This window comes from Caulobacter sp. GW821-FHT12F03 (assembly GCF_058806855.1).
Genome location: NZ_JBXAQC010000004.1, coordinates 182,241 through 208,196, shown reverse-complemented (window position 1 = coordinate 208,196; position 25,956 = coordinate 182,241). Strand labels below are relative to the sequence as shown.

The 25,956-nt window shown below is 69.2% G+C and carries 28 protein-coding genes; 10 read left to right on the top strand and 18 right to left on the bottom strand.

Going from position 1 to position 25,956, the window contains the following annotated elements; translation table 11 throughout:
* The first annotated feature begins 32 nt into the window (after positions 1-32).
* Positions 33-485: a hypothetical protein gene (locus tag AC1RN0_RS12235; protein ID WP_492787714.1), complete on the top strand. Its 453-nt coding sequence runs from the start codon at positions 33-35 to the stop codon at positions 483-485.
* Here the strand turns inward: AC1RN0_RS12235 and AC1RN0_RS12230 are convergent.
* Genes AC1RN0_RS12230 through AC1RN0_RS12210 form a run of 5 tightly spaced genes read right to left on the bottom strand, consistent with a single transcriptional unit; the run spans position 482 to position 4,608 of the window.
* Positions 482-1,891: an FAD-binding oxidoreductase gene (locus AC1RN0_RS12230; protein WP_492787713.1), complete on the bottom strand. Its 1,410-nt coding sequence runs from the start codon at positions 1,889-1,891 to the stop codon at positions 482-484. The genes AC1RN0_RS12235 and AC1RN0_RS12230 overlap by 4 nt on opposite strands.
* 31 nt (positions 1,892-1,922) lie before the next feature.
* On the bottom strand, positions 1,923-2,897 hold the full coding sequence (locus AC1RN0_RS12225; RefSeq protein ID WP_492787712.1) for an L-threonylcarbamoyladenylate synthase: 975 nt from the start codon (positions 2,895-2,897) through the stop codon (positions 1,923-1,925).
* Positions 2,825-3,394, bottom strand: coding sequence for a YceI family protein (locus tag AC1RN0_RS12220; protein ID WP_492787711.1), 570 nt, complete (start codon positions 3,392-3,394; stop codon positions 2,825-2,827). Before AC1RN0_RS12220 ends, AC1RN0_RS12225 begins: the two co-directional genes overlap by 73 nt.
* A complete protein-coding gene (locus AC1RN0_RS12215) occupies positions 3,391-3,978 on the bottom strand; it encodes a cytochrome b (protein WP_492787710.1) in 588 nt (195 codons plus the stop codon). The genes AC1RN0_RS12220 and AC1RN0_RS12215 overlap by 4 nt, the downstream gene beginning before the upstream one ends.
* A gap of 24 nt (positions 3,979-4,002) precedes the next feature.
* On the bottom strand, positions 4,003-4,608 hold the full coding sequence (locus tag AC1RN0_RS12210) for a YceI family protein (RefSeq protein ID WP_492787709.1): 606 nt from the start codon (positions 4,606-4,608) through the stop codon (positions 4,003-4,005).
* Between the two features lie 125 nt (positions 4,609-4,733).
* Between AC1RN0_RS12210 and AC1RN0_RS12205 the strand changes: the two genes are divergently transcribed.
* Positions 4,734-6,407 carry an acyl-CoA dehydrogenase family protein gene (locus AC1RN0_RS12205; protein ID WP_492787708.1) on the top strand — a complete coding sequence of 558 codons (1,674 nt, stop codon included), beginning with the start codon at positions 4,734-4,736 and terminating at the stop codon, positions 6,405-6,407.
* 100 nt (positions 6,408-6,507) lie between these two features.
* On the opposite strand, the gene AC1RN0_RS12200 is transcribed toward AC1RN0_RS12205, so the two are convergent.
* Positions 6,508-6,990, bottom strand: a complete 483-nt coding sequence (locus tag AC1RN0_RS12200) for a peroxiredoxin (RefSeq protein ID WP_492787707.1) — start codon at positions 6,988-6,990, stop codon at positions 6,508-6,510.
* 112 nt (positions 6,991-7,102) lie between these two features.
* Here AC1RN0_RS12200 and AC1RN0_RS12195 point away from each other — a divergent pair, with 112 nt between their 5' ends.
* The gene (locus tag AC1RN0_RS12195; RefSeq protein ID WP_492787706.1) at positions 7,103-7,681 is read left to right on the top strand and encodes a YqgE/AlgH family protein; all 579 of its coding nucleotides are present in this window, start codon (positions 7,103-7,105) and stop codon (positions 7,679-7,681) included.
* On the opposite strand, the gene AC1RN0_RS12190 is transcribed toward AC1RN0_RS12195, so the two are convergent.
* Both AC1RN0_RS12190 and AC1RN0_RS12185 read right to left on the bottom strand, forming a co-directional pair.
* Positions 7,678-9,342, bottom strand: coding sequence for a putative bifunctional diguanylate cyclase/phosphodiesterase (locus AC1RN0_RS12190; protein WP_492787705.1), 1,665 nt, complete (start codon positions 9,340-9,342; stop codon positions 7,678-7,680). The two genes, AC1RN0_RS12195 and AC1RN0_RS12190, sit on opposite strands and share 4 nt — an antisense overlap.
* A gap of 23 nt (positions 9,343-9,365) precedes the next feature.
* A complete protein-coding gene (locus AC1RN0_RS12185; protein WP_492787704.1) occupies positions 9,366-9,959 on the bottom strand; it encodes a GNAT family N-acetyltransferase in 594 nt (197 codons plus the stop codon).
* A 143-nt stretch (positions 9,960-10,102) separates the two neighbouring features.
* Here AC1RN0_RS12185 and AC1RN0_RS12180 point away from each other — a divergent pair, with 143 nt between their 5' ends.
* Positions 10,103-10,537: a YciI family protein gene (locus AC1RN0_RS12180; RefSeq protein WP_492787703.1), complete on the top strand. Its 435-nt coding sequence runs from the start codon at positions 10,103-10,105 to the stop codon at positions 10,535-10,537.
* A 136-nt stretch (positions 10,538-10,673) separates the two neighbouring features.
* Positions 10,674-11,231, top strand: coding sequence for a metallophosphoesterase family protein (locus AC1RN0_RS12175; protein ID WP_492787702.1), 558 nt, complete (start codon positions 10,674-10,676; stop codon positions 11,229-11,231).
* A 24-nt stretch (positions 11,232-11,255) separates the two neighbouring features.
* On the opposite strand, the gene AC1RN0_RS12170 is transcribed toward AC1RN0_RS12175, so the two are convergent.
* From AC1RN0_RS12170 to coxB, 10 genes are all read right to left on the bottom strand, one after another.
* Positions 11,256-12,521, bottom strand: a complete 1,266-nt coding sequence (locus AC1RN0_RS12170; protein ID WP_492787701.1) for a M16 family metallopeptidase — start codon at positions 12,519-12,521, stop codon at positions 11,256-11,258.
* The gene (gene thrC / locus AC1RN0_RS12165; protein ID WP_492787700.1) at positions 12,518-13,927 is read right to left on the bottom strand and encodes a threonine synthase; all 1,410 of its coding nucleotides are present in this window, start codon (positions 13,925-13,927) and stop codon (positions 12,518-12,520) included. The genes AC1RN0_RS12170 and thrC overlap by 4 nt, the downstream gene beginning before the upstream one ends.
* Positions 13,924-14,625, bottom strand: a complete 702-nt coding sequence (locus AC1RN0_RS12160) for an SURF1 family protein (protein WP_492787699.1) — start codon at positions 14,623-14,625, stop codon at positions 13,924-13,926. Before AC1RN0_RS12160 ends, thrC begins: the two co-directional genes overlap by 4 nt.
* Positions 14,615-14,971: a DUF983 domain-containing protein gene (locus AC1RN0_RS12155; protein ID WP_492787698.1), complete on the bottom strand. Its 357-nt coding sequence runs from the start codon at positions 14,969-14,971 to the stop codon at positions 14,615-14,617. Before AC1RN0_RS12155 ends, AC1RN0_RS12160 begins: the two co-directional genes overlap by 11 nt.
* A gap of 1 nt (position 14,972) precedes the next feature.
* The gene (locus tag AC1RN0_RS12150) at positions 14,973-15,851 is read right to left on the bottom strand and encodes a cytochrome c oxidase subunit 3 (protein ID WP_492787697.1); all 879 of its coding nucleotides are present in this window, start codon (positions 15,849-15,851) and stop codon (positions 14,973-14,975) included.
* A 58-nt stretch (positions 15,852-15,909) separates the two neighbouring features.
* Entirely contained in the window at positions 15,910-16,509 is a 600-nt protein-coding gene (locus AC1RN0_RS12145) for a cytochrome c oxidase assembly protein (RefSeq protein ID WP_492787696.1), read from the bottom strand.
* Positions 16,490-16,654, bottom strand: a complete 165-nt coding sequence (locus AC1RN0_RS12140; RefSeq protein ID WP_492787695.1) for a cytochrome c oxidase system small membrane protein — start codon at positions 16,652-16,654, stop codon at positions 16,490-16,492. The genes AC1RN0_RS12145 and AC1RN0_RS12140 overlap by 20 nt, the downstream gene beginning before the upstream one ends.
* Complete coding sequence (gene cyoE / locus AC1RN0_RS12135; RefSeq protein WP_492787694.1) at positions 16,651-17,646, bottom strand: heme o synthase; 996 nt, start codon at positions 17,644-17,646, stop codon at positions 16,651-16,653. The genes AC1RN0_RS12140 and cyoE overlap by 4 nt, the downstream gene beginning before the upstream one ends.
* A 64-nt stretch (positions 17,647-17,710) precedes the next feature.
* The gene (gene ctaD / locus AC1RN0_RS12130; protein ID WP_492787693.1) at positions 17,711-19,363 is read right to left on the bottom strand and encodes a cytochrome c oxidase subunit I; all 1,653 of its coding nucleotides are present in this window, start codon (positions 19,361-19,363) and stop codon (positions 17,711-17,713) included.
* A 17-nt stretch (positions 19,364-19,380) separates the two neighbouring features.
* Complete coding sequence (gene coxB / locus AC1RN0_RS12125; protein ID WP_492787692.1) at positions 19,381-20,331, bottom strand: cytochrome c oxidase subunit II; 951 nt, start codon at positions 20,329-20,331, stop codon at positions 19,381-19,383.
* Between the two features lie 281 nt (positions 20,332-20,612).
* On the opposite strand from coxB, the gene AC1RN0_RS12120 reads away from it, so the two are divergent.
* The 5 genes from AC1RN0_RS12120 to AC1RN0_RS12100 all read left to right on the top strand — a co-directional run bounded on the left by AC1RN0_RS12120 (position 20,613) and on the right by AC1RN0_RS12100 (position 25,926).
* Complete coding sequence (locus AC1RN0_RS12120) at positions 20,613-20,939, top strand: PadR family transcriptional regulator (RefSeq protein WP_492787691.1); 327 nt, start codon at positions 20,613-20,615, stop codon at positions 20,937-20,939.
* Positions 20,936-21,502, top strand: a complete 567-nt coding sequence (locus tag AC1RN0_RS12115) for a DUF1700 domain-containing protein (protein ID WP_492787690.1) — start codon at positions 20,936-20,938, stop codon at positions 21,500-21,502. The genes AC1RN0_RS12120 and AC1RN0_RS12115 overlap by 4 nt, the downstream gene beginning before the upstream one ends.
* Positions 21,503-21,512: 10 nt before the next feature.
* Complete coding sequence (locus tag AC1RN0_RS12110) at positions 21,513-22,301, top strand: GIN domain-containing protein (RefSeq protein ID WP_492787689.1); 789 nt, start codon at positions 21,513-21,515, stop codon at positions 22,299-22,301.
* Positions 22,302-22,338: 37 nt separating this feature from the next.
* On the top strand, positions 22,339-23,769 hold the full coding sequence (gene tldD, locus AC1RN0_RS12105; RefSeq protein WP_492787688.1) for a metalloprotease TldD: 1,431 nt from the start codon (positions 22,339-22,341) through the stop codon (positions 23,767-23,769).
* Positions 23,770-23,904: 135 nt separating this feature from the next.
* Positions 23,905-25,926 carry a TonB-dependent receptor plug domain-containing protein gene (locus AC1RN0_RS12100; protein ID WP_492787687.1) on the top strand — a complete coding sequence of 674 codons (2,022 nt, stop codon included), beginning with the start codon at positions 23,905-23,907 and terminating at the stop codon, positions 25,924-25,926.
* Positions 25,927-25,956 lie beyond the last annotated feature (30 nt).

The following is a 25,956-nucleotide window of genomic DNA, read 5'->3' as shown; positions in this document are numbered from 1 at the left end:
TCCCGGCCGGTTCAGAATGGAGAGCGACGGCCATGCGGACGTTTCTGGCGATGATCACGGCCTGCCTCGCGGTAACGGCCTGCAGCCTGCCCACGGTGGACAAGGCCGCCGACGCCGAGGCCCGGGCGCTCTATGAGCAGATCCGCACCGGCGCGGATCTGAGCCAGAACACCGACCTGGCCCCCGCCCTGCGTACGCCGCAGGCCCTGGCCGAGCTGGCGGCGGTAAAGGGCGCGCTGCCCGAGGGCGCGCCGACCGCCGCCGCCAACCGCAGCTGGTCGATCAACGCCGGCACGGGCGGAACCAACGCCGTGCTGGTGCACGCCTACAGCTATCCCTCGCAGACGGTGCTGGCCCAGACGGTGCTGGCCAAGGGCAAGGGCGGCGCCTGGCAGATCACCGGCTTCCACGTGACGTTCGAAGGGCCGGTGAATGACGCCCCGCCGCCGGCGGTGACGGTCACCAAGCCGCCGCAGACGACCTAGAACAGCACCCGCGGGTTCATGATCCGCTTCGGGTCCAGCGCGCTCCGGATCGCCCGCAGCGCCTCGACCTCGATTGCCGGCTTGTAGCGCAGGGCATCGGCGGTCTTGGCCGCGCCCAGGCCGTGCTCGGCGCTGATCGAGCCCTCCATGGCGTCGACAATGTCGTGGACGATGCGCGAGCCGGCGTCGCGACCCTCGTTGTGCGCCTCGTCCGAGCCGCCGGCCGGCCGAAGCACGTCGTAGTGGACGTTGCCGTCGCCGACATGGCCGAACGCCACCACGCGCACACGCGGATCATGCTTCAGCACCGCCGCCGTGGCCTGTTCGATGAAGTCGGCGATGCGCGAGACGGGCACGGAGACGTCGTGCTTCCAGGCCGCGCCCTCGGGCTTCTGGGCGCCGGACTGGTTCTCGCGCACGGCCCAGAAGGCCTTCGCCTGGGCCTGGGTCTGGGCAATGGCGGCGTCCTGGATCAGGCCGTCCTCCAGCGCCCGGCCCAGCAGCCGCTCCATCGCGCCCTCGGCGGCGCCCGGCTCGCCGCTGGCCGTCTCGACCAGCAGGTACCAGGGATGCACGGCGTCCAGCGGCTCGCGGATCCCGGGGATGTGGTCGACCGCGAACTGCACGCCCAGCCGGCTCATCAGCTCGAACGCCTCGACGGCGCCGCCGGTCTCTTCCTTGGCGCGGGCCAGCAGCCGGATGGCGTCGGCCGGCGACGCCAGCCCGACCACGGCGGTGGCCCGGGAATTGAGCACCGGGAAAAGCTTCAGGCTGGCGGCGGTGATCACCCCGAGCGTGCCCTCGGCCCCGATCAGCAACTGCTTGAGGTCGTAGCCCGTGTTATCCTTGCGCAGCCGCTTGAGACCGTTCCAGATCTCGCCGTTGGGCAGCACGGCCTCGAGGCCCAGCACCAGATTGCGGGTCGTGCCGTAGCGCAGCACCTGGGTGCCGCCGGCGTTGGTCGAGATGACGCCGCCAACCGTCGCCGAGCCTTCGGACGCTAGGCCCAGCGGGAACCGGCGCGACAGCTTTGCCGCCGCCTCATGCACGGCCGCCAGCGTCACCCCGGCCTCGGCCACGATCACGTCGTCGAAGCCGTCGATATCGCGAATGCGGTTCAGCCGTTCGGTCGACAGCAGGATCTCGCCCTGCGGGATCTGGCCGGACACCAGGCCGGTGTTGCCGCCCTGCGGCGTGATCGCCGTGCCCGACTCGGCGCAGATGCCGACCACGGCCGCGACCTCGGCGGTGGTCTTCGGGAGCACCAGCAGCGGCGTGGCGCCGGTCCAGCGGCCGCGCCATTCGACGAGTTTCGGCGCGATGCGCTCGGGGTCCTGGCTCCAGCCGCCCTCGCCGAGCACGGCCTTCAGGCGGGAGATGACGTCAGCGGGGACGGAGATGGTCATGCGGCCAGCATAGCCCGCCGCGCGCCGGTCGTCAGCCGACGAAGCCGGCGGCGCGCTTCAGGCGGTCGTTGATCGCTTCGCCAAGCCCTTCGGACGGGATCGGGGCGACGGCGATGGCGGTGGGCCGGGTCCGGTCGGCGGCGCGCAGCATCGCGAACAGGTTCGCCGCCGCCTCGACCAGATCGCCCGTCGGGCTCAGGTTAAAGGCGCTGTCGCCCGGTCCGAAGGCGAGGAACGCCTCACCGGGCCCGGGCCGGGTCACGTTGATCCTTACCGGCGCGTCCGGCGCGTAGTGCAGCGCCAGCCGGCCGGGCGAGCGTTTGGCGTCGTCGTCCGCCTCGGCCAGCGGGCCGATCAGCGCCTCGATCTGCGCCCGCGTCACGGCGCCGGGCCGCAGCAGCCGCGCCGGGCCGTCCGGCAGCACGGCGACCACGGTCGACTCCAGACCCACCGTACAGGGGCCGCCATCGAGCGCCTCGGCGGCGGACGGGCCGGTCTCCTCGACGGCGTCGGCGAAGGTCGTCGGGCTCGGACGGCCCGAGCGGTTGGCCGACGGCGCCACCACCGGCCCGCCGAAGGCCTCCAGCAGGGCGCGGGCGACCGGGTGCCCCGGTACGCGCACGGCGACGGTGTCGAGCCCGGCCCGGGCAAGGTCGCAGACGGCGGCGGCGTCCGCCACCGGCGCGACGATCGTCAGCGGCCCCGGCCAGAAGGCCCGCGCCAGCCGCTCGGCCCGGTCGTCGAGCAAGGCGATCCGCCGCGCGGCCGCGAGGTCGGCGACATGGGCGATCAGGGGGTTGAAGCCCGGCCGGCCCTTGGCCGCGTAGACGGCGGCGACGGCGCGCGGATTGGCCGCGTCGGCGGCCAGGCCATAGACCGTCTCGGTGGGAAGGATGACGAGGCCGCCGGCGCGCAGGGCCGCGACCGCGCGGTCTAGCCGGCGCGCTTCGCTGTCAGGCTGATGTTGACCGTCACCGTTCCCGGCACGACCTCGGTCGTCTTCCACTCGCCCTGTCCCACGCCGAAGGCCAGACGGTTCAGGCCCACGCTGGCGTTCATCTTCGCTACGCCGCCGGTGATGACGAGGGTGAAGGGCAGGGTCAACGGCTTCGTGACGCCGCGGAGCGTCAGGTCGCCGACCGCCTGGTAGCGATTGCCGCCGAGAGCCTTGAAGGTCGTGGCCCTGAACGTCGCTTTCGGGAACTTGCCGGCGGCGAACCAGTCGTCCTGCGGCAGGGCCCCGTCGCGACTGGAATCGCCGGTGACGGCCGAGGTCATGTCGAAGGTCACGATGGCGGAGGAGCCGGTCAGATTCGCCGGATCAAAGCGGATCGCCGCGTCCCAGCGACGGAACGATCCGCTGAAGGCGCCGCCGTCGAAGCTGGAGCTGAACGCCACCTTCGAGGCGCCCTTGTCCACGGTCCAGGCCGGCGCGGGGGCCGCCCAGGCCTGGGACGCCGCGGCGATGGCCGCGACGGCGAACAGGGGCGCGAAGGGTTTCATGCGGTGGCGTCCTTTTTGGCCAGGAACGGGATCATCTTGGCCAGCTCATTGTCCTTGTCGATGAACTGGTGCTTCAGCGCGCCGAGGATATGCAGCGGAACGAGGCCGTAGATGATCACCTTGGCCACCAGGCCATGGATCGTCTCCAGCTGCTCGTGCCGTGCGTGGCGCAGCTCGCCGGGCAGGGCGTACAGCGGCTCGATGGCCGGCCAGTTGAACAGGCCGAACATGTTGATCGGATACTGGTGGATCAGGGCGCTGGCGGAGACCATCGCCCATCCCGACAGCGGCAGGACCAGCAACAGCAGGTAGAACAGGCCGTAGACCGACCTGGCCAGCTTCATCTCCCACGGCTTCAGGTGCTCGCCCATCGGCGGGGCGGGATAGACGAAGCGCAGGCCGATGCGCAGCAGGGTCAGCAGCATGATCGTGATGCCCAGCGGCTTGTGCAGCTGGAGCACGGCGATCTTGGCCGCGCCCTTCAGGTCTTCGGACTGCCAGGCGAGCAGCACCGTCCAGACCAGAAGCCCGGCGGTCAGCCAGTGCAGAAGGATGGCGGCGGTCGAATAGCGGGTTCTGGTCATGACGGCTCCTGTCTTTGCCTGAACCTACTGCTTCACGAACTCCAGTTCGAGGATCAACTCGACATCGTCGCCGACCATCGCCAGCGGCGGGTTGAGCAGGAAGGTGGAGCCGAACTCCGACCGCTTGATCACGCCCCTGGCCGAGAAGCCGGAGCGCTGGCCGCCCAGGCCGGAGGCGTAGCCGTCGAACACCACGTCGAGGGTCACCGGCCTGGTCACGCCGCGAAAGGTCAGGTCGCCGGTCATGGTTCCCTTGCCCGGGCTGGTCTGGACGATCGAGGTCGAGACGAACCTGATCGCCGGGTTGGCCTTGGCGTCGAGAAACTTCTCGGCGAACTCGCCGTTGAACTTCGGTTCGCCGGTGTCCAGCGAAGCGGCCTGAATGACGGCCTCGACCCGGGCAGTTTGGGGGGACTTCGGGTCCCAGGTGTAGGACGCCTCGAACCCGGTGAAGCGCACCGTGTAGGCCGACAGGCCCATGTGCTTGACCCGGGCGATCAGACTGGCGTGGGTCTTGTCGACGGCCCAGGTCCCGGCGGGCATGGCGGACGGATCGGTCGAGGGGGCGGCCGACGCCATCGGCGCGGTCAGCAGCAGGAGGGCCAGGGCGGCGGCGAACGGGCGGAACATGGCGACCTCGACTGTGACTGATCAGGTTGCAAATGACATAGGGCGCGGATGTGGCGGCGGAAAGGCGCGGGCTTCACGAACGGGCGGCGTCCGGCCTAAAACCCCCGCCGACAGGGAGATGTTCCATGACCTACACCGCGCCGCTCCGGGATATGACAGCAGCACTGAAGGCGGCCGGTTTCGACCGCCTGGGTGAGGCCTTTCCGGATGCCGACGCCGAGACCGCCTGGGCCGTTCTGGAAGCGGCGGGCGAGTTCGCCTCGGGCGTCATCGCGCCGCTGAACCGTCAGGGCGACAGGACCGGCGCGGTCTACGCCAACGGCAAGGTCACCGCGGCGCCGGGCTTCGCCGACGCCTATCGCCAGTTTGCCCAAGGCGGCTGGAACAGCCTCTCGGCCGAACCGGAATTCGGCGGCCAGGGTCTGCCCAAGACGCTTGAGATCGCCGTGTTCGAGATGATCCAGGCCGCCAGCCTGGCCTTCGGCCTGTGCCCGATGCTGACCCAGGGCGCGATCGAGGCGCTCGCCGCGCACGGGACGGAAAGCCAGAAGGCCCGCTTCCTGCCCCGGCTGGTCAGCGGCGAATGGACCGGCACCATGAACCTGACCGAGCCGCAGGCCGGCTCGGACCTCGCCGCCCTGACCACCCGCGCCGAGCCCGACGGGGCGGGCGGCTATCGCCTGACCGGCCAGAAGATCTTCATCACCTGGGGCGACCACGACGCGGCCGACAACATCGTCCACCTGGTGCTGGCCCGCCTGCCCGATGCGCCGGAGGGCAGCCGCGGCATCTCGCTGTTCGTCTGTCCCAAGCGGCTGCTCAACGCGGATGGGACGGCGGGCGACCCCAACGCCGTGCGGCCGGCGGGCGTCGAGCACAAGCTCGGCATCCACGGCTCTCCCACCTGCGTGATGGCGTTCGAGGGCGCGAAGGCTGAACTGGTCGGGGTCGAGCACCAGGGCCTGGCGGCGATGTTCACGATGATGAACGCCGCGCGGCTGCAGGTCGGCGCCCAGGGCGTCGGCATCGCCGAACGCGCCTACCAGCAGGCGCTGGCCTTCGCGCTGGAGCGCCGCCAGGGCCGCTCGGCCTGGACCGGCGAGAACAACGCCCCGATCCACGACCATCCCGACGTGCGCCGCATGCTGATGCTCATGCGGGCGAAGATCCTCGCGGCCCGGGCCATCTGCCTGTCGACGGCGGTGGCGGCCGACCTGTCGCGCCATGCGGCGAGCGAGGCCGACCGCACGGCGGCCAAGCTGCGCGAGGAACTGCTGACCCCGATCGCCAAGGGCTGGTCGACCGACCTCGGCGTCGAGGCCGCCAGCCTCGGCGTGCAGATTCACGGCGGCATGGGCTTCATCGAGGAGACCGGCGCGGCGCAGCACTACCGCGACGCCCGCATCCTGCCGATCTACGAGGGCACCAACGGCATCCAGGCCATCGACCTGGTCGGCCGCAAGCTCACGCTCGGCGGCGGCGCGGCCCTGGCCTCGCTGCTGGCCGACATCCGCGAGGCCGCGACGGGCGAACCCCGGCTGGCGGCCGGCGTCGACGCGCTGGAAGAGGCCGCGGCCTGGCTGTCGGCGCGCAGGGGCACGCCCGACGCGCTGGCCGGCGCGACGGCGTTCCTCAAGCTGGCGGGCGATGTGACGGGGGGCTGGATGCTGGCGAAGATGGCGGCGGCGGACGCGGCCTACGCCGCCGTCTGGCGCTTCTACGCCGAACAGATCCTGGCGACGGTTCCGGGCCAGGTGGCCGGGGTGGTCCAGGGCGCCGCGGTGCTGGAAGTGGAATAGCAAAAGGGGACATGTACCGAAGGTACGTGTCCCCCAATCGAGCGGCCAGGTTTAGGGGACACGTACCTTCGGTACATGTCCCCGCATAACCCTGATCGGATTACAGCTGCGCCAGCATGTAGTCCGCCGACGAGACCTTGAACTCGCCGCCGGCTTCGACGTTCAGCGTCTGGACGACGCCGTCCTTGACCAGCATGGAGTAGCGCTGCGAGCGCAGGCCCATGCCGAACTTGCTGCCGTCCATCTCCAGGCCGATGGCCTTGGTGAAGTCGCCGTTGCCGTCGGCCAGCATGATGATGTCGTCGCCCACGCCCTGGTCGGCGCCCCAGGCCTTCATCACGAACACGTCGTTGACCGAGATGCAGGCGATGGTGTCCACGCCCTTGGCGCGGAATTCGGCGGCGTGCTCCTTGAAGCCCGGCAGGTGCTTGGCCGAGCAGGTCGGGGTGAAGGCGCCCGGCAGGGCCAGGACCGCGACGGTCTTGCCCTTGAACAGCTCGTCAGTGGTGATCGGGCGCGGGCCTTCCGGACCGGACGTCATGAAGGTGGCGTCGGGCAGCTTGTCGCCGGCTTTGATGGTCATGTGATCTCTCCCTTGTCGCCGAACGGCGCTCGATGGTGCAAATAGAGGCGGCGGGGCGGTTCGCCAAGCAGGCGACCTTGAATCCGCCGCCTTGAAGGCCAATCATCAACGCATGACCGAGCCATCGGACGCAGACTTTCTCTCCGGACGTCTCCTGATCGCCATGCCCGGCATCGGCGACACCCGCTTCGAGCGGGCGGTGGTGTTTCTCTGCGCCCACGACGCCGAGCACGCCATCGGCCTGGCCGTGAACCGGCCGCTCGACGGCATGACGCTGGAATCGCTGTTCGAGAAGATCGGCATCGATCCCCCGGTGCGCCGGGTCGCCGACGAGGCGGTGCTGATGGGCGGGCCGGTGGAGCGCGAGCGCGGCTTCGTGCTTCACACCGACGACTATCTGCTTGAGGGCGTCAGCCTGCCGGTCAAGGACGGCCTCGCGCTGACCACCACCCGCGACGTGCTCGAAGCCCTCGGCGGCGAGACGGCCCCGCGCCGCGCGCTGCTGGCGCTCGGCTACGCCGGCTGGGGGCCCGGCCAGCTGGAACAGGAAGTGCGCCAGAACATCTGGCTGGTCTGCGACCCGGACGAGGCGCTGATCTTCGGCGACGACTTCGACCACAAATGGTCGCGGGCGCTTGAGAAGCTGGGCGTGTCGGCCGCGATGCTGTCGGACGTGGGCGGCAGAGCCTAGCCCTGGCGGCGGACCGGCGCCGTTCCGTCGACGTAGCTTTCGTTCAGATAGACCTCGGCCTCCTGCGGCGACAGCGCCGGGGCGTAGCCGAAGCCCTGGCCGTAGTCGCAGCCCAGCTCCATCAGCTGGCGGGCCATGATGGCGTTCTCGACGCCCTCGGCGACGACCTCGAGGTTCAGGTCCTGACCAAGCTTGATCACCGATCGCACGATCTTGGCCGAGCCCTCGTTGGCGCCCATGGTGCGCACGAAGTAACGGTCGATCTTCAGGGTGTCGAACGGCAGACGCGTCAGGTAGCTCAGCGACGAGAAGCCGGTGCCGAAGTCGTCCAGCGCCAGGCCCGCGCCGCCGGCCCGCAAGGCGCGCAGGATCTTCGCCGCGCCGTCCGGGTCGCGCATGATGTCGCTCTCGGTGATCTCCAGCTTCAGCGAGCCGGCCGGCAGGCGGTGCTTGACGATCAGGCCGGTGACGTCGTCGATCAGGCCCGGCCGGTCGATCTCGCCAGTCGACAGGTTGACGCTGACGGTCAGGTTGCCGGCGGCCGGGTGGCTCTGGCGCCAGGCGGCCAGTTGCCGGGCCGAGGTCTTGAGCATGTGCGCGCCCAGCTCGACCATCATGCCGAGTTCCTCGACCAGCGGCAGGAAGTCGTCCGGCGGGATCAGGCCGCGCCGCGGGTGACGCCAGCGACACAGCGCCTCGAAGCCTGACAGGGCGCCGTCCGACAGCCGCACGACCGGCTGGTAGTAGGGCACGACCTCGCCGCGACCGATGGCCCCGCGCAGGTCGGACTCGAGGGCCAGCTGCGACAGGCCGTCGCTTTCCATCGAGCGGCCGTAGGCGGCGCCGCCGCCGCGACCGGCGCTCTTGGCCGCTTCCACCGCCAGCTCGGCGCGGCGCAGCAGTTCCGAAGCCTCGGGCGCGTCCTCGCCGCCTTCGGCCTCCACGGCCCCGATGGCCAGGGTCGGCAGGATGTCGAAGCCGGCGATGCGCAGCGGCTGCTCCAGCGCCTTGCGCAAGCGTTCGACCGGGTCGCGGTCGCCGGAGGTCATTATGGCGAATTCGTCCTCGCCGACGCGGGCCATGATGGCCTCCGCGCCGAAGGCGGCGGCCAGACGCGAGCCCAGCGCCGCCAGAACAAGGTCGGCGCGGTCATGGCCGAGGGCCTCGTTGAGCCGGCGCAGACGATCGAGATCGGCCACCACAAGGGTCTGACGGCAGGGCTGGGTCAGCCGCTCGCGGCAGCGGGCGACGAAACTGCGCCGGTCGAGCAGGCCCGTCAGGGCGTCGAATTCCGAGGCGGCGAAGCGGGTCTCCGGCGCGACCACGCCCGAGGCGCGTACGCCTTCCTCAAGCCAGACACCGCGCCACAGGCAGGTTTCGCCGCCGCGCATGCGAATACGCAGGGTGATTTCGGAGCCGGGCGCCTGGACGCGCAGCAGGTCCTCGGCGCTGGCGCGGTCCTGGGGCACGGCCAGGGCGCGGAAGGCGGCGGACGAGCATTCGGGGGCGAGGGGGCCCAGGCCAAGCTGGCGCGCGGCGCCGTAGACGCGGAAGCGGTCGTCCTCGGGTTCCCAGACCCACAGGGCCACATGGGCGCCGCCGAGCGCCTCAAGCGTGGCCGCCGCGTCCCATACCCGTCGATCCTGAGCCTGCAGCCTCATGACCGGTTCACGCCGGCTTCTCCTTACGGGCGGCTGTACGCGCCTTCGCGTGAGACCAGCCCGAACAGGCGATGATCTCGCCAATCGCCGTTAATTTTCAGATAAGCCTTGGCGTAGCCTTCTTCCGTGAACCCCGCTTTCAGCAGCAGGGCGGCCGAGGCGTCGTTGGTCGGGAGGCAGGCGGCCTCCAGCCGATGCAGGGCCAGCGGGCCGAAGGCGAAGCGGATCACCGCGCGCAGGGCGGCCAGGGTGTGACCCTGTCGCGCATGAGGCTGTCCCGACCAGTAGCCGACCGTGCCGGTCTGTGCGACGCCGCGCCGCACGTTGTTCAGGGTGATGCCGCCGACCAGGGCGTCGTCGCGCTCCCGGAAGACGAAGAAGGCGTACATCTGGTCCATGTCCCGTCCGTTGCGCCAGGCCGCCAGCCGCCGGGCGTAGGCGGCCGGGCTGAGCTCGTCCGGCGACCAGACCGGCTCCCACGGCTGCAGGAACGGCCGTGAGGTCTGCCGCAGCGCCTGCCACTCCGGATAATCCCGCTTGCGCGGCGGACGCAGAACCACGCCGTCCCCCTGCAGGGTGGGTCCGTTCTCCGGCGAGATCCATTCGAGCAGCGACATGGGCGAAGCGTGGCGCGCATTGACCAGGGGAGCAAGAGTCCTCTGCCCGCGGGGAAAATCGCGGACCAAAGTCGGCTTCCGGACGGCTCGTTCGTCGTTCCGTCGAGACGCCAATGGGGCCGGCTCAAACAGGGAGACAGGCGATGCGCGTGATGGTGTTCTCGAAGGCCTTCGACGGCGCCCGGATGGACGGGCCGCCCTCGGCCGAGATGCTCGAGGCGTTCGCGGCGATGGACCGGTTTACCGAAGAGCTCGTCGCGGCGGGCGTCTTCGTCGCAGCGGCGGGACTTAAGGCGGACGCCTCGGCGAAGCGCATCCTCCTTGACGGGGCCGGTCGCACGGTCATCGACGGACCGTTCGCCGAGACCCGCGAGGTGATCGTCGGCTTCTCGATCTGGCAGGTCAGGGACATGGACGAGGCCATGGACTGGGCCCTGCGTGCGCCGGTCATCCCGGGCCAGAAGGGCGAGATGGAAATCCGGCCGTTCTACGAGGCGGAGGACCTGGCGGAGTTCATCACGCCCGAGGAACTGGCGACGCCGCGAGACGGCGAGCGCGGGAAGCTCGGCGTCGCCTGACCGCAGCGCAGGCGGTCGCGCGGCCAGCCTGCGGTCGATCCAATTCGGTCGACGATGCGGCGCGGACGCATGATCCCCAGGGTTGCGTCGGGCAGGCTTCCTTGGTGAACTTCGCGCCGATCGCCTGGAGGAGGGAATGTCGGACTCGGTGTGGAGGCTCCCGTTCGAAGGAACGAACATCGCGGTCCTTGCCGACTGCCACATTCACAAGGGCCGATCGACGTTTCCCGCCGCGCTCTTCCCCCGTCTTCAGGGTGCTGACCTTATTGTGACCCTGGGCGACATGGGCGAACGATCCGGCCTCGACCAGCTTGAGGAGATCGCCCCGGTTCTGGGCGTTCGTGGCGCGGATGATGAAGACGACCTCCGAACCCGACGCACCGTCCTGACACTCGAAGGCGACGGCTACCGCATCGGCTGCGTGTTTGACGCGAGGGGGGCTGGACTGGCCGAATTCGTCGATCCCTTTGTCGCGATGACAGGGGCGCGGCGTCTTTGCGAGAATCTCTTCGGCGGCGCTGTCGATGTTCTGCTTCATGGGGGCACCCATCGCCCCGATGAGGCGCGCTTTGGCGCCGGCTCGGCGCTCAACCCGGGAAGCGCCGTGATGCCGGCGAAAGGATCAAGGGCGAGCTTCTTGCGCCTCAAGGTAACGCGCGATGGCGTGTACGGTCAGGTGATCTGGGTCGCCTGACCGGCGGATGGCCCCAGCCCCGGCCTAGCCGAACGCCGCCCGTGCGAACGCCTCGGGCGCCGCCTGTGCGGCTTTCGAGCCCAGTACCGACACCACGCACCGCCTGTCCGCCACCAGCCGCTCGCCGAGCCGGGCGAAATCGGTCGGGGTGACCTTGTCGATGGCCTCGGCGATGGCGTCCGGCGTGTAGAGGTGGCCGAACATCAGGGTCTGGCCGGCGGCCTGTTCGGCGCGGTTCAGAGGCTGCTCGCGGCCCATGAACAGGCTGCCCTTCAGCTGCGCCTTGGCGCGGGCCAGTTCGGTGTCCGTGACGGACCCGGCCAGCGCCAGGGTTTCGGCGGCGGTGATCTTGGCCAGGTCGACGGCGTTGTCCGCCGCGCAGCCGGCGTAGACGCCCAGCATGCCGACGTCGGCGTAGGTGTCGGCGTAGGAATCGATGGCGTAGGCCAGGCCGCGCTTCTCGCGCGCCTCCTGGAACAGCCGCGAGGACATGCCGCCCCCCAGCGCCTCGGCGAACAGCCGCAGCACGAAATAGTCGTCGTCCATCGCGCCCACGGCCGGAAGCATGAGCACCAGATGCGCCTGCTCCAGCCTGCGCAGCTTCGCCGCCACGCCGCCGGTGAAGGTGGGCGAGGGGGGCAGGGCGGCGCCGGAAACCGGCGGCAGGTGTCCGAACGACTCCTCGGCCAGTTTCAGCAGGTCGTCCTCGTCGACCGCGCCGGCGGCGCTGATCACCAGCCGGTCCGTGGCGTAGAGCGCGGCCCGCCAGTCGGACAGGGCCTGCGGCGTCGCGCTCTTCAGCGACTTGACGGTGCCGAGGATCGGCCGGCCGAGCGGCTGTCCTGTGAAGGCCTTCTCCTGGGCCAGTTCGAACACCAGGTCGTCGGGCGTGTCGGCCGCCTCGGCGATCTCCTGGCCGACGACCTGCTTCTCGCGGACCAGATCGCCGGCGTCCATGGTCGGGCGCAGCACCAGGTCGGCGGTGATGCGCATGGCCAGCGGCAGGCCGCCGGCGAGACTGCGGGTCTGGAAGCTGGTCCGCTCATAGCCGGTGGCGGCGTTCAGGTGACCGCCGGCCGACTCGATGTCCTCGACGATGGCGCGGGCCGTGCGGCCGCCGGCGCCCTTGAACACCATGTGCTCCAGCAGATGGGACCAGCCGCTGCGGGACTCGTCCTCGTAGCGGGCCCCCCGTCCGGCGACGACGGTCAGGGCCAGGGTCTGCAGGCCGGGCATGGGGTCGAAGACCACCCGCACGCCGTTGGACAGGGTGTGGAGGCGTCCCGTCACTTGGCTGCGAAGGCGCGAACGTAGGCCTTGATGGCCTCGGCGTCGGCGGGCAGGCGGTCGTAGCGCTCGGTCTGGGTGGTCAGGCCGCGGGCGGCCGCCGGCACGTCGGGCGTGACCCCGGTGGCGGCGCTGACCGCCTCGGGGAACTTCGCCGGATGGGCCGTCGACAGGATGGCCATCGGCGTCGTCGGGTCGGGCAGGCTGGCGCGGCGCGCTGCGGCCATGGCCACGGCGGTGTGCGGGTCGAGCAGTTCGCCGGTCTCGTTCAGCGTCGACAGCATGCTGCGGGCCGTGTCGTCCTCGGTCACCGAGGCGCCCGAGAAGGTCTCGCGCATGGCGGCCAGCGCCTGGGGCGGCAGGTCGATGACGCCGGTCTCGTTGAACGCCCGGAAGGCGCGGCCGGTCTCGACGCCGTCGCGGCGGACGCTCTCGAAATACAGCCGCTCGAAATTGGAGGCGACCTGGATGTCCATGGCCGGCGACTGGGTCGGGGCGACCACGCCGCGGGCGTAGCGGCCGGTCTCGAAGGCGCGCGCGACGATGTCGTTGCTGTTGGTGGCCACCAGGATGTGCGCGATCGGCAGGCCCATGCGCCGGGCGACCCAGCCGGCGAAGGCGTCGCCGAAGTTGCCGGTCGGCACCGCAAAGGCCACGGGACGGTGCGGCGCCCCCAGCGCCACGGCGGCAGTGAAGTAGTAGACGGCCTGGGCGGCGATGCGGGCGAAGTTGATCGAGTTGACGCCCGACAGGTCCACGGCGTTGCGGAACTGGTCATCGCCGAACATCGCCTTCACGATCGCCTGGCAGTCGTCGAAGGTGCCCTCGACCGAGACGCAGGCGACATTGGAGTCGCCGGCGGTGGTCATGAAGCGGCGCTGGACCTCGCTGATCCGGCCTTCGGGGAACAGGGCGACGATACGGGCGTGGGCCCGGCCGCGGAACGCCTCGACGGCCGCGCCGCCGGTGTCGCCCGAGGTGGCGCAGACCACGGTCATGGTCCGCCCGTGGCGGGCCAGGGCGTAGTCGTACAGCCGCCCCAGCAGCTGCATCGCCACGTCCTTGAAGGCCAGCGAAGGGCCGTGGAACAGCTCGACCAGGAACAGGCCGGGCGTCAGCTGCTTCACCGGGCAGGCCGCCGCGTGGGTGAAGGTGGCGTAGGCCTCCTCGCACATCTCCTCCAGCGCATCGCGGGGGATGTCGTGGCCGGTGAACCGGCTGAGGATCTCGGCGGCGACGCGGTGATAGGGCTGGCCGGCCAGCGCCGCGATCTCCGCCGGGGTCATCTCGGGCCAGACGTCCGGCACATAGAGGCCGCCGTCGGGGGCGAGGCCGGACAGAACCGCTTCGAGAAAGCCGACGGACGGCGACTCGGGCCCGGAGCCCGAGCGGGTGGAGACGTACTTCATGCTGCTTTCATCGTGCGACGGACCAGCGCCGCATAAACGGCGACCAGGGCCCCCGCAAGGCCGAACCAGGTAAGGGCGTATTCCAGGTGGCGGTTGGGAATGTCCGGCGGCAGGGGCGTGGGCACCAGAGCCGGAAACTCCGGATTGGTCGCCGTTTCGGCCAGGATCATCACGTCGGGATGGCGCCGGGCGCCGAGCGCCAGCGCCATCTGGTCGATGTCGCGCGCATAGAACAGGTTGTGCAGCGTCGGCGGGGTGAAGGCGCCGGGCTTCTCGCCCTCGCGCAGCACGCCGGTCAGGTGGACCACCGCGGTCGACGGCTTCACGGCCGGGCGGGCGGAGATGGTGTCGGCGACAAAGCCGCGGTCGACCATGATGTCGGCGCGCGCGCCGACCGGGCTGCACAGCGATACCAGGCGGTGGCCGGGCTCGCCGTCGGTGTTGATGGCGTAGAGCTCGATGAACGGCGCGCTGGCCAGGCCCGGACAGTCCAGCGTCACGCGCCGGAAGCGGTAGGCGCTGGTCAGCGGCACAACGCTGATGGGCTTGGGGGGCTGCGCCTGGGCCGCGGCGATGCTGGCCAGCAGCTCGGTCTTCCAGGCCAGCCGCTTCAGCTGCCAGACGCCCAGGCCGCAGAGGATCGCCAGCGAGATCGCCGTGGCGATCGTCAGTCCGATCGGAAAGCGCCTAGGTGTCATCCCGACCGGCCTCCCGGGCCTTGTTGGTGAACTGGGCGGCGATCAGCAGGCCCTTGAACGGCCGCAGCAGCGCGCCGCAGACCAGCGCCGTCAGCGGCAGCCAGACGATCAGCTGCAGCCAGATCGGCGGGCTCCAGGCGATTTCGGTGAACACCGCGCCGAAGGCGACGATGAAGCCGCCGATCAGAATCACGAAGACGGCCGGACCGTCTCCGGTATCGGCCGTCTTCAGGTCGAAGCCACAGGCTTCGCAGGTCGGGGCGATCTTGAGGAAGCCCTCGAACAGATGACCTTCGCCGCAGTTGGGGCAGCGACCCGCCGCCCCCGCCGCGTAAGGATTGACCACGTCAGGCCGTCCCGAAGATCACGTAGATGAAGGCGAACAGGAACAGCCACACCACGTCGACGAAGTGCCAGTACCAGGCGGCCGCCTCGAAGCCGAAGTGCTGCTTGGGCGTGAAGCCGCCGCCCAGCAGACGGAAGAAGCAGACGATCAGGAACAGGGTGCCGATCAGCACGTGGAAGCCGTGGAAGCCCGTGGCCATGAAGAACGACGAGCCGTACAGGCCGGCGTTGGCCGCTTCCTCGGAATAGAACAGCTTCTCATGCAGGATGTGGTTGTACTCGAACGCCTGGATCGAGGTGAACAGCACGCCCAGCACGATGGTCAGGAACAGGCCGATCTTGGCGGCCTTGCGATCGCCCTGCTGCAGCGCGTGGTGCGCCCAGGTGACCGTGGTGCCCGACAGCAGCAGGGTCAGGGTGTTGACCAGCGGCAGGTGGAAGGCGGGGACCAGTTCGACGCCCTTGGGCGGCCACGTCTTCCAGGCCTCGGCCACGCCCTCGAAATTGCCGATCTCGGGGGTCAGGGTGCGGTGTCCGTGGAACAGGACCATCTCGAAGAAGATCCAGAACCAGGCGACGAAGAACATCACTTCCGAGGCGATGAACAGGATCATGCCGTAGCGCAGGCCGATCGACACCACCGGGGTGTGATCGCCGGCGTTGGCTTCCTTGGTCACATCGACCCACCAGCCGGCCATGGTGAACAGGACGAGGGCGAAACCAACGGCCGCGTACAGCCAGTTGCCCTTCTCGACCCAGAACAGACCCTTCAGGCCTGCGACAACGCCCATCATCATCACCATCGCGGCGAAGGAGCCGACGAACGGCCAGGGGCTGGGATTGACCAGGTGGTAGTCGTGTTTGACGGCGCCGTGGGCCATGATCGTGCCTGAACCTCTTGTTCCCCCGGAGCGGCGAGCCGCTCCAACTTTCAGGGTGCTATAGCCTCGCCCCGGCGTTTCCGCCAAGAGCCGCTTGGGTTTTCTTCTCTGTTGAGGGGAAGAACGTGTACGAAAGTGTGACTTCCTGGGCGCCGCGGCTCTCGAAATCCTCGGCGAACTTGGGATCCACGAAATAGACCACCGGGAATTCGACCGTCGCGCCGGGCGCGATGGTCTGGTCGGTGAAGCAGAAGCATTCGAGCTTCTGGAAGTAGGGACCGGCTGATTCGGGGATGACGTTGTAGGCCGCGCGACCGGTCAGCGGCGTCTTGCCGTTGTTGGTCACCTTGTAGAAGGCCAGCCCCGTGTCGCCGATTTTCAGTTCCTGGCTCACCTGGTTCGGGGTGAAGGTCCAGGGCAGGTCGCGGACGTTGGCGTCGAAGCGGATGGTCAGCGTGCGGGCCAGCACCCGGTCGGGCGCCTTGGTCGCGCGGCTGACGGTGCCGTCGAAGCCCGTCAGGTTGCAGAAGGCGCGGTACAGCGGCACCGAGGCGTAGGCCGCCCCGACCATGCCGGCGAACACCACGCCGCAGATGAGGCCGAGCCGCGCGTTGCGGCTGAGCGTCTTCCTGTCGGGCCTAGAAGTGGGGTTGGGCATTGGCCCCCATCCGGATCACGGTGACGATGAACACGATCACCACGAAGGCCAGCAGACCCAGGCCCAGGGCGACGTTGCGACCGGAGCGCGCCTTGCGGAACGCCTCCACGTCATAGGTCGGCCGTTCAATCGGTTCAGGCATCATTGGAGCAGCTCCAGCGGCGCGACGCCCAGCAGATGCTCGCCCAGCAGGGCGGCGAACAGCAGGGTCAGGTACAGGATCGAGAAGGCGAACAGGTTGCGCGCGTCCTTGGCGCCGGCGCGGACGGCGTAGAGCCGGTCCTCGCCCTCGAGGCGCTCGTCATGGACGTCGCCGGCCTTCGAGCGGAACACCCGCCAGGCCAGGAGCAGGAACACCGCGCCGCCGAGGGCCGCGACGGCCAGATAGGCCGGGCCGCCCAGGCCGGTGAAGGCCGGGATCAGGCAGATCGGCGTGAACAGCAGCGAGTAGATGAAGATCTGCCGGCGGGTCGAGGCCGCGCCCCGGGCCACAGGCATCATCGGCACGCCGACCTTGGCGTAGTCCTCGGAGGTGTAGAGCGACAGCGCCCAGGCGTGCGGCGGCGTCCACATGAAGATGATCAGCACCATCAGCCAGGCGTTCAGCGGCGCCGAGCCGGTGGCCGCCGCCCAGCCGATGGCCGGGGGCAGGGCGCCCGCGAGGCCGCCGATGACGATGTTCTGCGGCGTCCAGCGCTTGAGCCACATCGTGTAGACCACGACGTAGAAGAAGATCGTGAAGGCCAGCATGCCGGCCGCCAGCCAGTTGGTGGTCATGCCCAGCAGCATGATCGAGAACAGCGACAGCACCACGCCCATGGTCGCGGCCTCGACGCCCTGAACCTTGCCCATCGGCACGGGCCGGCCGCGCGTACGGCGCATGCGGCCGTCGATATCGGCGTCGAACCACATGTTCAGCGCGCCCGAAGCCCCGGCGCCGATGGCGATGCACAGGATGGCGATGGCCGCCAGCAGCGGATTGGTCTCCACGCCGGCGCAGACGAAGCCGGTCAGGGCGGTGAACACCACCAGCGACATCACCCGCGGCTTGAGCAGCTGCAGATAATCCGACCACAGCGCCGGAACGGCGGCGCGGGTGCTGAGGGTGGTGGGCTGGGTCATGGGTGATGGCTTCATAAGCGAAGGGCGCGTCCGGGTCCAACCCTGACGCGCCCCCGTTGTGCTTCCGATGGTCGCGGACCTAGTGGTGGTCCGCCTCGATGACCGGCGGTTCGTTGAACTGGTGGAACGGCGGCGGCGAGGACAGGGTCCACTCCAGCGTCGTGGCGCCTTCGCCCCACGGGTTGGCTTCCGCCGGACGGCGACGGATGGCGGCTTCGATCAGGATGATCAGGAAGACGCCGACGCCAGCCGCGGTGATCAGGTAGCCGAACGAGGAGACCTGGTTCCACAGCGCGAACGCGTCCGGATAGTCGATGTAGCGGCGCGGCATGCCCTGCAGGCCCAGGAAGTGCTGCGGGAAGAACACGAGGTTCACGCCGACGAACATGATCCAGAACTGCACGCAGCCAAGGAACTCGTTGTACTTCACGCCCCACATCTTCTCGAACCAGTAGAAGAAGCCGGCGAAGATCGCGAACACCGCGCCCAGGCTGAGCACGTAGTGGAAGTGGGCGACGACGTAGTAGGTGTCGTGCAGGCTATAGTCGATGCCGGCGTTGGCCAGCACGACGCCGGTGACGCCGCCGACGGTGAACAGGAAGATGAAGCCCATCGCCCAGAGCATCGGGGTCTTGAAGCTCACCGAACCGCCCCACATCGTGGCGATCCAGCTGAAGATCTTCACGCCCGTGGGCACCGCGATGACCATGGTGGCGGCCACGAAGTAGGCCCGCAGGTTGATGCCCATGCCCACGGTGTACATGTGGTGGGCCCAGACGATGAAGCCGACGAAGCCGATGGCGACCATGGCGTAGGCCATGGCGAGGTAGCCGAACACGGGCTTCCTCGAGAAGGTCGAGACGATGTGGCTGATCATGCCGAAGCCCGGCAGGATCAGGATGTACACTTCCGGGTGGCCGAAGAACCAGAACAGGTGCTGGAACATGACCGGATCGCCGCCGCCGGCGGGATCGAAGAAGTGGGTGCCGAAGTTGCGGTCCGTCAGCAGCATGGTGATGGCGCCCGCCAGAACCGGCAGCGACAGCAGCAGCAGGAAGACGGTGACCAGGATCGACCACACGAACAGCGGCATGCGGTGCAGGGTCATGCCCGGCGCGCGCATGTTGAAGATCGTGGTGATGAAGTTGATCGCGCCGAGGATCGAGCTGGCCCCCGCGAGGTGGAGCGAGAAGATCGCCAGGTCCATCGACGGGCCGGTGTGGCCGGAGGTCGAGAGCGGCGGATAGATCGTCCAGCCGCCGCCGAAGCCGTGGCCCGGACCGCCGTCGACGAACATCGACGTCAGCAGCAGGACCCAGGCGGCGACCAGCAGCCAGAACGAGATGTTGTTCATGCGCGGGAAGGCCATGTCCGGCGCGCCGATCATGATCGGCACGAACCAGTTGCCGAAGCCGCCGATCATCGCCGGCATGACCATGAAGAAGATCATGATCAGGGCGTGGGCGGTGACCACGGCGTTGTAGCCGTGGTGGCTCTGGTCGATCAGGCCCAGCAGGCTGACCGAGGAGTTGGGGCCGAAGATCTGGATGCCGGGAGCGGCGAGCTCCCAGCGGATCAGGCCGGACAGCGCGCCGCCCACCAGTCCCGCCATGATGGCGAAGATGATGTAGAGCGTGCCGATATCCTTGTGGTTCGTGGAGAAGAACCAGCGGGTGAAGAAGCCGGGGATGTGCTCGGCTTCGGAGTCGTCATGAGCGGCGGCGTGAGCCATCGGTCTTTATCCTGAATTCAGTGCGCGGCCGCCGGCGCGGGGCCGGCGACGGGGGCGGCGGGAGCCGCCGGGGCGGTCGGAGCGGGCGCTGCGGCGGGCGCGGCGGCCGTCGCGGGAGCGACAGCAGCCGGCGCAGGCGCGGCGGCGGGAGCCTTGGTGGCCACCCAGGCGTCAAAGTCGGCCTGGCTCACAACCTTGATCTCGATCGGCATGAAGGCGTGGTCGACGCCGCACAGTTCCGAGCACTGGCCGTAGTAGGTGCCGACCTTCTCAGCCTTGAACCAGGTCTCGTTGAGACGGCCAGGAATGGCGTCGGTCTTGAGGCCGAAGGCAGGCAGGGCGAACGAGTGGATCACGTCGGCGCCGGTCACCTGGACCCGCACCACCTTGCCCACCGGCACGACCATCGGTTCGGTCGCGGCCAGGCGGTAGAGGCTGTGAGGCAGGCCGCGCGCGGCGACCTCTTCCTCGGGCAGCATGGCCGAGATGAACTCCGGCACCTTCTGGTCGGGGTACTCGTAACCCCAGTTCCACTGGTAGCCGACGGCCTTAACCGTCAGGTCCGGCTTGGGCATGTTGTGATAGTCGAACAGCAGCCGGAACGAGAAGATCGCGATGAACATCAGGATCAGGACCGGGACGAGCGTCCAGATCACTTCGATCGTGGTGTTGTGGCTCCACTTCGAAGGCACAGGATTGGCCTTCTTGTTGTAGCGCACGACGATCCACAGCAGCAGCGCCAGCACGAACAGGCTGATCACCGTGATGATCGGCAGCAGGATCATGTCGTGGAAGAAGATGACCTGATGCTTCAGGGGCGAGGCCGCCGGCTGAAGGCTCATGCCACCGGGCGTGGGCTGCCCCGTCAACATTGTCTCGGCGCGGACCCCACCCGCGGCCATCGCCGTCATTACGACGGCGGCGAAAGCTGCAAACAGCCCCCGCATCCCCTTCACCTTCGCGTTCATGCGCCTCACGTCCGTTTCGCCGGTCCTTGAAGTTCGCCGGCAGTCAGGAGCTACTCGGCGGAGGGCCCGGCCCGCTCGCGCGCGCCTTCGATCCCCCGTCCCTTTCGCCATTTCAGGCCCGGTGCATACGCGCTGGAACCGGGATTGCCAAGCGGCTCAAGGCCTGACCCGGCATGGGCCAACCGTTGTCATTGATCTGACCCCGCTATCCTGCGTCGACAGGTATCTTGCATTAGTCAGTATCATGCGGTACACAGGTCGCAGATTTGGGAATGGAACACGTGACCGAAGCTATCGAAATTCAACTGAAAAAGGGGGTGCTGGCGCTCTGCGTTCTGGCCTTGCTGTCACGCGCTGACAGCTACGCCTACGAGATCGCCAGCCGGCTCGCGAAGGACATCGACATGGGGGAAGGCACCATCTACCCGCTCATGCGCCGGTTGCAGGCGGACGGGCTGGTTGAGACCTATCTGGTGGAATCGCAGAGCGGGCCGCCGCGCAAATACTACCGGCTGACCGACGCCGGCCGCGGCAGTTTCACGCAGCAGAAAAGCGAGTGGGCCGCCTTCACCCGCGCCGTCGACGACATTCTGGGAGCAGGGGCATGACCCGCGACGACTTCATGGCGAGGCTTCGCCGTGGCCTGGCGGGCGCGCCCGCGGCCGCGATCGACGATATCGCCGCCGACTACGACACCCATTTTGCCGACGGTCTTGCGGCCGGCCGCAGCGAGCAGGAGGTGGCGGCCGCGCTCGGCAACCCCGACCGGCTGGCCCGCGAGCTGCGCGCCGAAGCCGGGCTGAAGAAGTGGGAAGAGCAGAAGAACCCGTCCGCCGCCGCCGCCGCCGTCTTCGCGGTGCTGGGCCTCGGCGCGATCGACATCATCATCCTGCTGCCGATCCTGATGAGCGTGCTCGGCACGCTGCTGGCGATGTTCATCACCGTGATCGCCGGGGTGATCAGCGGCGCGGTGATCATGGCGGCGGGACCGTTCTTCGATCCGCCCGGCGGACCGCTGACCGCGATTCTCGCCGGCCTGGGCCTGATGGCCGGCTCGACCTCGCTCGGCGCCATCACGACGCTGATCACCATCGGGCTGATGAACCTGATGGTCTGGTACGGCCGTCTCCACTACCGGCTTCTGAAGCCGGCCATTGATCCGCAGGGGTGAGGGGCTCGCCATGATCCGCAATCTGATTGTCATCGCCGTGGCGAGCTTCGTGCTCACGGTCATCTGCGCCGCCGGCGTGGTCGCCCTCGGCGGGCGCGACCTGATGCAGCACGGCTGGACCTTCCCCGCCAACATCCGCGTCTCCGAGGGCGATCGCGGCGATGACGTGCACATCACGGTCGGCGGCCAGGACGAGTCTGGTCCCCAGACCACGCGCGACATCCCCTGGGCGGGCGGCGCCAGCCTGAGCATCAACCTGCCCGCCGAGGTCGCCTACGAACAGGGCCCGACGCCGAAGGTCACCGTCACCGGTCCCAAGGCCCTCGTCGACCGCGTCACGATCGTTGACGGCGGCCTGCGCTTCAAGCCGGACGGCATCGAGTCCCGCGTCACGGTCGATGGCCACGGGTTCAACATCGACACCGTCCGGGAGGGCCTGAAGGTCACCGTGGTCGCGCCGGCCGTGACGAAGTTCGTCCTCAACGGCTCGCCCTCGCTCAGCCTGACGGGCTACGACCAGCCCGAGCTGGCGATCGAGATCAACGGCTCCGGGGACGTGACCGGAGCCGGCAAGACCCAGTCGCTCAACCTGTCGATCGCCGGATCGGGCCAGGCCCGCCTTGCCGACCTTCAGGCCCGCGACGCCGGCGTCAGCGTCAGCGGCAGCGGCGAAGCCGATGTCAACGCCAGCGGCGCGGTCCAGGTGGCGATCGCCGGCAGCGGCGAGGTCACCCTGACGACCAAACCGGCCAGTCTGACCAGCAATATTGACGGTTCGGGCGAACTTCACCTGCCTTGAGGATGACGGAAGCGGTCGAACGCCCTACCTGTAGGGCATGACCGCTTCTGTTCTCGCTCCCTCGCTCCTCGACTCCGCCGGCGTCGATCCCGATCGCGCCCGCGCCATCCTCGGCGACGCCCTCGCCGGCGCCGACGACGGAGAGCTGTTCCTCGAACGCAGCGAGAGCGAGGCCTTCGTGTTCGATGACGGCCGGCTCAAGACCGCCAGCTACGACACCAACGAAGGCTTCGGTCTGCGCGTGGTGGCCGGCGAGACAGCCGGCTACGCCCATGCCAGCGAGATTTCGGAAGCCGCCATCCGCCGCGCCGGCGATTCGGCCCGGCTGGCCCGGCGCGGCTATTCCGGCGTCGCCGCCGAGGCTCCGCGCGCGACCAACACCAAACTCTACGGCGAGGACGATCCGGTCGCCTCGCCGGGCTTCTCCGACAAGGTCGCCCTGTTGCAGGAGATCGACGCCTACGCCCGCGGCCGCGACCCGCGCGTGGTGCAGGTCATGGCTTCGATGGCCGGCGAGCGCCGCACGGTGGAAATCCTGCGCGCCGACGGCCGGCTGATTCGCGACGTCCGCCCGCTGGTCCGCGTGAACGTGCAGGTCACCGTCGAGCGCGACGGCCGCCGCGAGACCGGCATGTCCGGCGCCGGCGGCCGCGCCGGCTTCGAGGCCTGGATCTCGCCCGACAAGTGGCAGGAGCAGGTCGAGTTCGCCCTCGCCCAGGCCGTGACCAACCTCGACGCCGTCGACTGTCCGGCTGGCGAGATGGATGTCGTGCTCGGTCCCGGCTGGAACGGCGTTCTGCTGCACGAGGCCGTCGGCCACGGGCTGGAAGGCGACTTCAACCGCAAGGGCCTCAGCGCCTTCTCCGGCCGCATCGGCGAGCGCGTGGCCGCCCCGGGCGTCACCGTGTTCGACGACGGCACCATTCCCGGCCGCCGCGGCTCGCTGACCGTCGACGACGAGGGTACGCCGACAGAGCGCACCATCCTCATCGAGGACGGCATCCTCGTCGGCTACATGCACGACCGCATGAGCGCGCGGCTGATGGGCCTGACGCCCACCGGCAACGCCCGCCGCGAGTCCTACGCCCACATGCCCATGCCGCGCATGACCAACACCGGCATGCTCGGCGGCAAGGACACCCAGGCCGAGATGATCGCCTCAACGAAGCGGGGCATCTTCTGCACCCACCTCGGCGGCGGCCAGGTCGACATCACCAACGGCAAGTTCGTCTTCCAGTGCACCGAAGCCTGGCTGATTGAGGACGGCAGGCTGACCACCCCGGTCAAGGGCGCCAGCCTGATCGGCGACGGCCCCAGCGCCCTGACCCGCATCACCATGATCGGCGACGACTTCGCCATGGACCCGGGCATCGGCGTCTGCGGGAAGGGCGGCCAGGGCGTGCCGGTAGGCGTGGCCCAGCCCTCGCTGAAGATCACCGGCCTGACGGTCGGCGGCACGGCGGTCTGACGTCCGTCGGCGGACGGATGACCCCCAACCTTTCGCCGAATTAATCCACATTTCGGGCTTGTAACGTGCCCCGGCGGACGTCGCCGTTCAGGGTCCCCTTCAATCCGGCCGGGGGGCCAGAGGGGACGTCTTTCGATGAGTTATCCGCTGCTTCTCGCCGTCCTGGCCGCCGCGACGCCCGAGGCGGGCGTGGTCCAGCCGTCCGAGGCGACCGGCGTGACGCCCTATGTCGCGGCCTTCTTCGCCGACTCCCAGCCGAACTCGGCGATGGACATGATCAACCGCGTGCCGGGCTTCGCCTTTGACGGCGGCAGCGGCGTGCGCGGCTACGGCGGCGCGGCGGGCAATGTGCTGATCGACGGCCAGCGTCCGGCGACCAAGAGCGAGTCGCTCGAGGACGCCCTGCGGCGCATCCAGGCCGGCCAGGTCGAACGCATCGACATCATCCGCGGCGGGGCCCCCGGCATCGACATGCAGGGCAAGACGGTCATCGCCAACGTCGTGCTGCGCAAGGACCAGTCGGGCCAGTGGCTGTTCGCCGTGGCCGACATCTTCTTCCAGGACGGGCGCACGGCCCCGGCGACCCGCTTCGAGGGCACGCAGAAATTCGACGGCGACAGGACCTTCGACTGGTCGGCGCTGGCCTTCACCTATGTCGACGACGGCGCGGGCTCGGGGCCTCGCCGGCGGGACGACGCCAGCGGGACGCCGATCCGCCGCAGCCTGTCCGACGAGACCGGCGGCGGCAGCGGCTACACCCTCAAGAGCGGCCTCAAGACGCCGCTGCTGGGCGGCCGGCTGGCGGTCAACGCCAAGCTCGACCGCGATCACTACGAGTGGTCGCTCAACGACATGTACATCGCGCCGACGACCGGCCGCCTCTCGGTCAACGACGACCAGGTGGAGAACAAGGGCGAGGTCGGCGCCAACTGGGAGCGGGCGCTGGGCCCGAAGGCCCGGTTCGAGTTCACCGGCCTGATGCAGCGGTCCTACGTCGACTATGCCTCGGGCTTCGACGACGGAACCGATGAGGCCCTGTTCAGCCAGCACAACGAGTCGGGCGAGAGCATCGCGCGCGGCGTGGTGCGCTACACCCTCAGCCCGACCTGGTCGATTGAGGGCGGCGGGGAGGCGGCGTTCAACTTCCTCGACAGCGCCGTCGACTATGTCGAGAACGGCGCGCCCGTGGTCCTGCCGGCCGCGAATGTCCGCGTCGAGGAGCGGCGCGGCGAGGTGTTCGGCTCGTCCACCTGGCGGCTGTCGCCGGCGCTGTCGGTCGAGGGCGGCCTGCGGGTCGAGGTCTCGACCATCTCCCAGACGGGCGACACCGAGCTGGAACGGTCGTTCACCTATCTGAAGCCGCGCGTGGCGGTGACCTGGTCGCCGACCCCGGTCGACCAGCTTCGCCTGCGGGTCGAGCGCGAGGTCGGCCAGCTGGATTTCGGCGACTTCGTCTCGTCGGTGGCCTTCTCCACGGGTTCAGGCACCGCCGGCAACGCCGAGCTTGAGCCGTCCAAGTCGTGGGTCGTCGAGGCGGCCTGGGAGCGCAAGTTCTGGAAGGACGGCGCCCTGGTCATCACCGGGATCCACGAAGAGATCACCGACGCCACCGACCGGGTGCCGATCATCGGCCCGGGCTACGCCTTCGACGCGCCGGGCAACATCGGCGACGGCAGGAGCGACACCCTGTCGGTCGCGCTGAACCTGCCGCTGACCCGCTTCGGCGTGCCGGGCGGGTTGCTGAAGGCGTCGGGCGACTGGCGCAAGTCGGAGGTCACCGACCCGGTGACCGGCGAGTCCCGCCGGATCAGCGGCCAGCGGCCGTTCACCGGGGAGATCAACTTCTCGCAGGACCTGCCGCGCTACCACACCCAGTGGGGCGTCAACACGCAGCTCGGCTGGGAGCAGCGCTTCTACCGCTTCGACCAGATCGAGCGGGTCAAGCTCGGGACCTGGGTCCAGCTCTACGCCGAGTACAAGCCCCGGCCGGACCTGAGCTTCCGCGTCGAGGTGCAGAACCTCGCCGCGCGCGACTTCACCCGCATCCGGGACGTCTACAGCGGTCCGCGCGACACCGCCGCGCTCGCCTTCGTCGACCGGCGGCCGCTGACCTTCGACCCGTTCATCTATTTCCGCATCCGCCACACCTTCGGCTGAGGCCACGCCCTCTCCGGCCGTCGATCCCCT

Bases quoted from the DNA above. Each gene is read 5' to 3' on its own strand.
- AC1RN0_RS12235 (WP_492787714.1), top strand. From the start codon at position 33: ATGCGGACGTTTCTGGCGATGATCACGGCCTGCCTCGCGGTAACGGCC.
- AC1RN0_RS12230 (WP_492787713.1), bottom strand. From the start codon at position 1,891: ATGACCATCTCCGTCCCCGCTGACGTCATCTCCCGCCTGAAGGCCGTG.
- AC1RN0_RS12220 (WP_492787711.1), bottom strand. From the start codon at position 3,394: ATGAAACCCTTCGCGCCCCTGTTCGCCGTCGCGGCCATCGCCGCGGCG.
- AC1RN0_RS12215 (WP_492787710.1), bottom strand. From the start codon at position 3,978: ATGACCAGAACCCGCTATTCGACCGCCGCCATCCTTCTGCACTGGCTG.
- AC1RN0_RS12210 (WP_492787709.1), bottom strand. From the start codon at position 4,608: ATGTTCCGCCCGTTCGCCGCCGCCCTGGCCCTCCTGCTGCTGACCGCG.
- AC1RN0_RS12205 (WP_492787708.1), top strand. From the start codon at position 4,734: ATGACCTACACCGCGCCGCTCCGGGATATGACAGCAGCACTGAAGGCG.
- AC1RN0_RS12200 (WP_492787707.1), bottom strand. From the start codon at position 6,990: ATGACCATCAAAGCCGGCGACAAGCTGCCCGACGCCACCTTCATGACG.
- AC1RN0_RS12195 (WP_492787706.1), top strand. From the start codon at position 7,103: ATGACCGAGCCATCGGACGCAGACTTTCTCTCCGGACGTCTCCTGATC.
- AC1RN0_RS12190 (WP_492787705.1), bottom strand. From the start codon at position 9,342: ATGAGGCTGCAGGCTCAGGATCGACGGGTATGGGACGCGGCGGCCACG.
- AC1RN0_RS12185 (WP_492787704.1), bottom strand. From the start codon at position 9,959: ATGTCGCTGCTCGAATGGATCTCGCCGGAGAACGGACCCACCCTGCAG.
- AC1RN0_RS12180 (WP_492787703.1), top strand. From the start codon at position 10,103: ATGCGCGTGATGGTGTTCTCGAAGGCCTTCGACGGCGCCCGGATGGAC.
- AC1RN0_RS12175 (WP_492787702.1), top strand. From the start codon at position 10,674: ATGTCGGACTCGGTGTGGAGGCTCCCGTTCGAAGGAACGAACATCGCG.
- thrC (WP_492787700.1), bottom strand. From the start codon at position 13,927: ATGAAGTACGTCTCCACCCGCTCGGGCTCCGGGCCCGAGTCGCCGTCC.
- AC1RN0_RS12160 (WP_492787699.1), bottom strand. From the start codon at position 14,625: ATGACACCTAGGCGCTTTCCGATCGGACTGACGATCGCCACGGCGATC.
- AC1RN0_RS12150 (WP_492787697.1), bottom strand. From the start codon at position 15,851: ATGGCCCACGGCGCCGTCAAACACGACTACCACCTGGTCAATCCCAGC.
- AC1RN0_RS12145 (WP_492787696.1), bottom strand. From the start codon at position 16,509: ATGCCCAACCCCACTTCTAGGCCCGACAGGAAGACGCTCAGCCGCAAC.
- AC1RN0_RS12140 (WP_492787695.1), bottom strand. From the start codon at position 16,654: ATGATGCCTGAACCGATTGAACGGCCGACCTATGACGTGGAGGCGTTC.
- cyoE (WP_492787694.1), bottom strand. From the start codon at position 17,646: ATGAAGCCATCACCCATGACCCAGCCCACCACCCTCAGCACCCGCGCC.
- ctaD (WP_492787693.1), bottom strand. From the start codon at position 19,363: ATGGCTCACGCCGCCGCTCATGACGACTCCGAAGCCGAGCACATCCCC.
- coxB (WP_492787692.1), bottom strand. From the start codon at position 20,331: ATGAACGCGAAGGTGAAGGGGATGCGGGGGCTGTTTGCAGCTTTCGCC.
- AC1RN0_RS12115 (WP_492787690.1), top strand. From the start codon at position 20,936: ATGACCCGCGACGACTTCATGGCGAGGCTTCGCCGTGGCCTGGCGGGC.
- AC1RN0_RS12110 (WP_492787689.1), top strand. From the start codon at position 21,513: ATGATCCGCAATCTGATTGTCATCGCCGTGGCGAGCTTCGTGCTCACG.
- tldD (WP_492787688.1), top strand. From the start codon at position 22,339: ATGACCGCTTCTGTTCTCGCTCCCTCGCTCCTCGACTCCGCCGGCGTC.
- AC1RN0_RS12100 (WP_492787687.1), top strand. From the start codon at position 23,905: ATGAGTTATCCGCTGCTTCTCGCCGTCCTGGCCGCCGCGACGCCCGAG.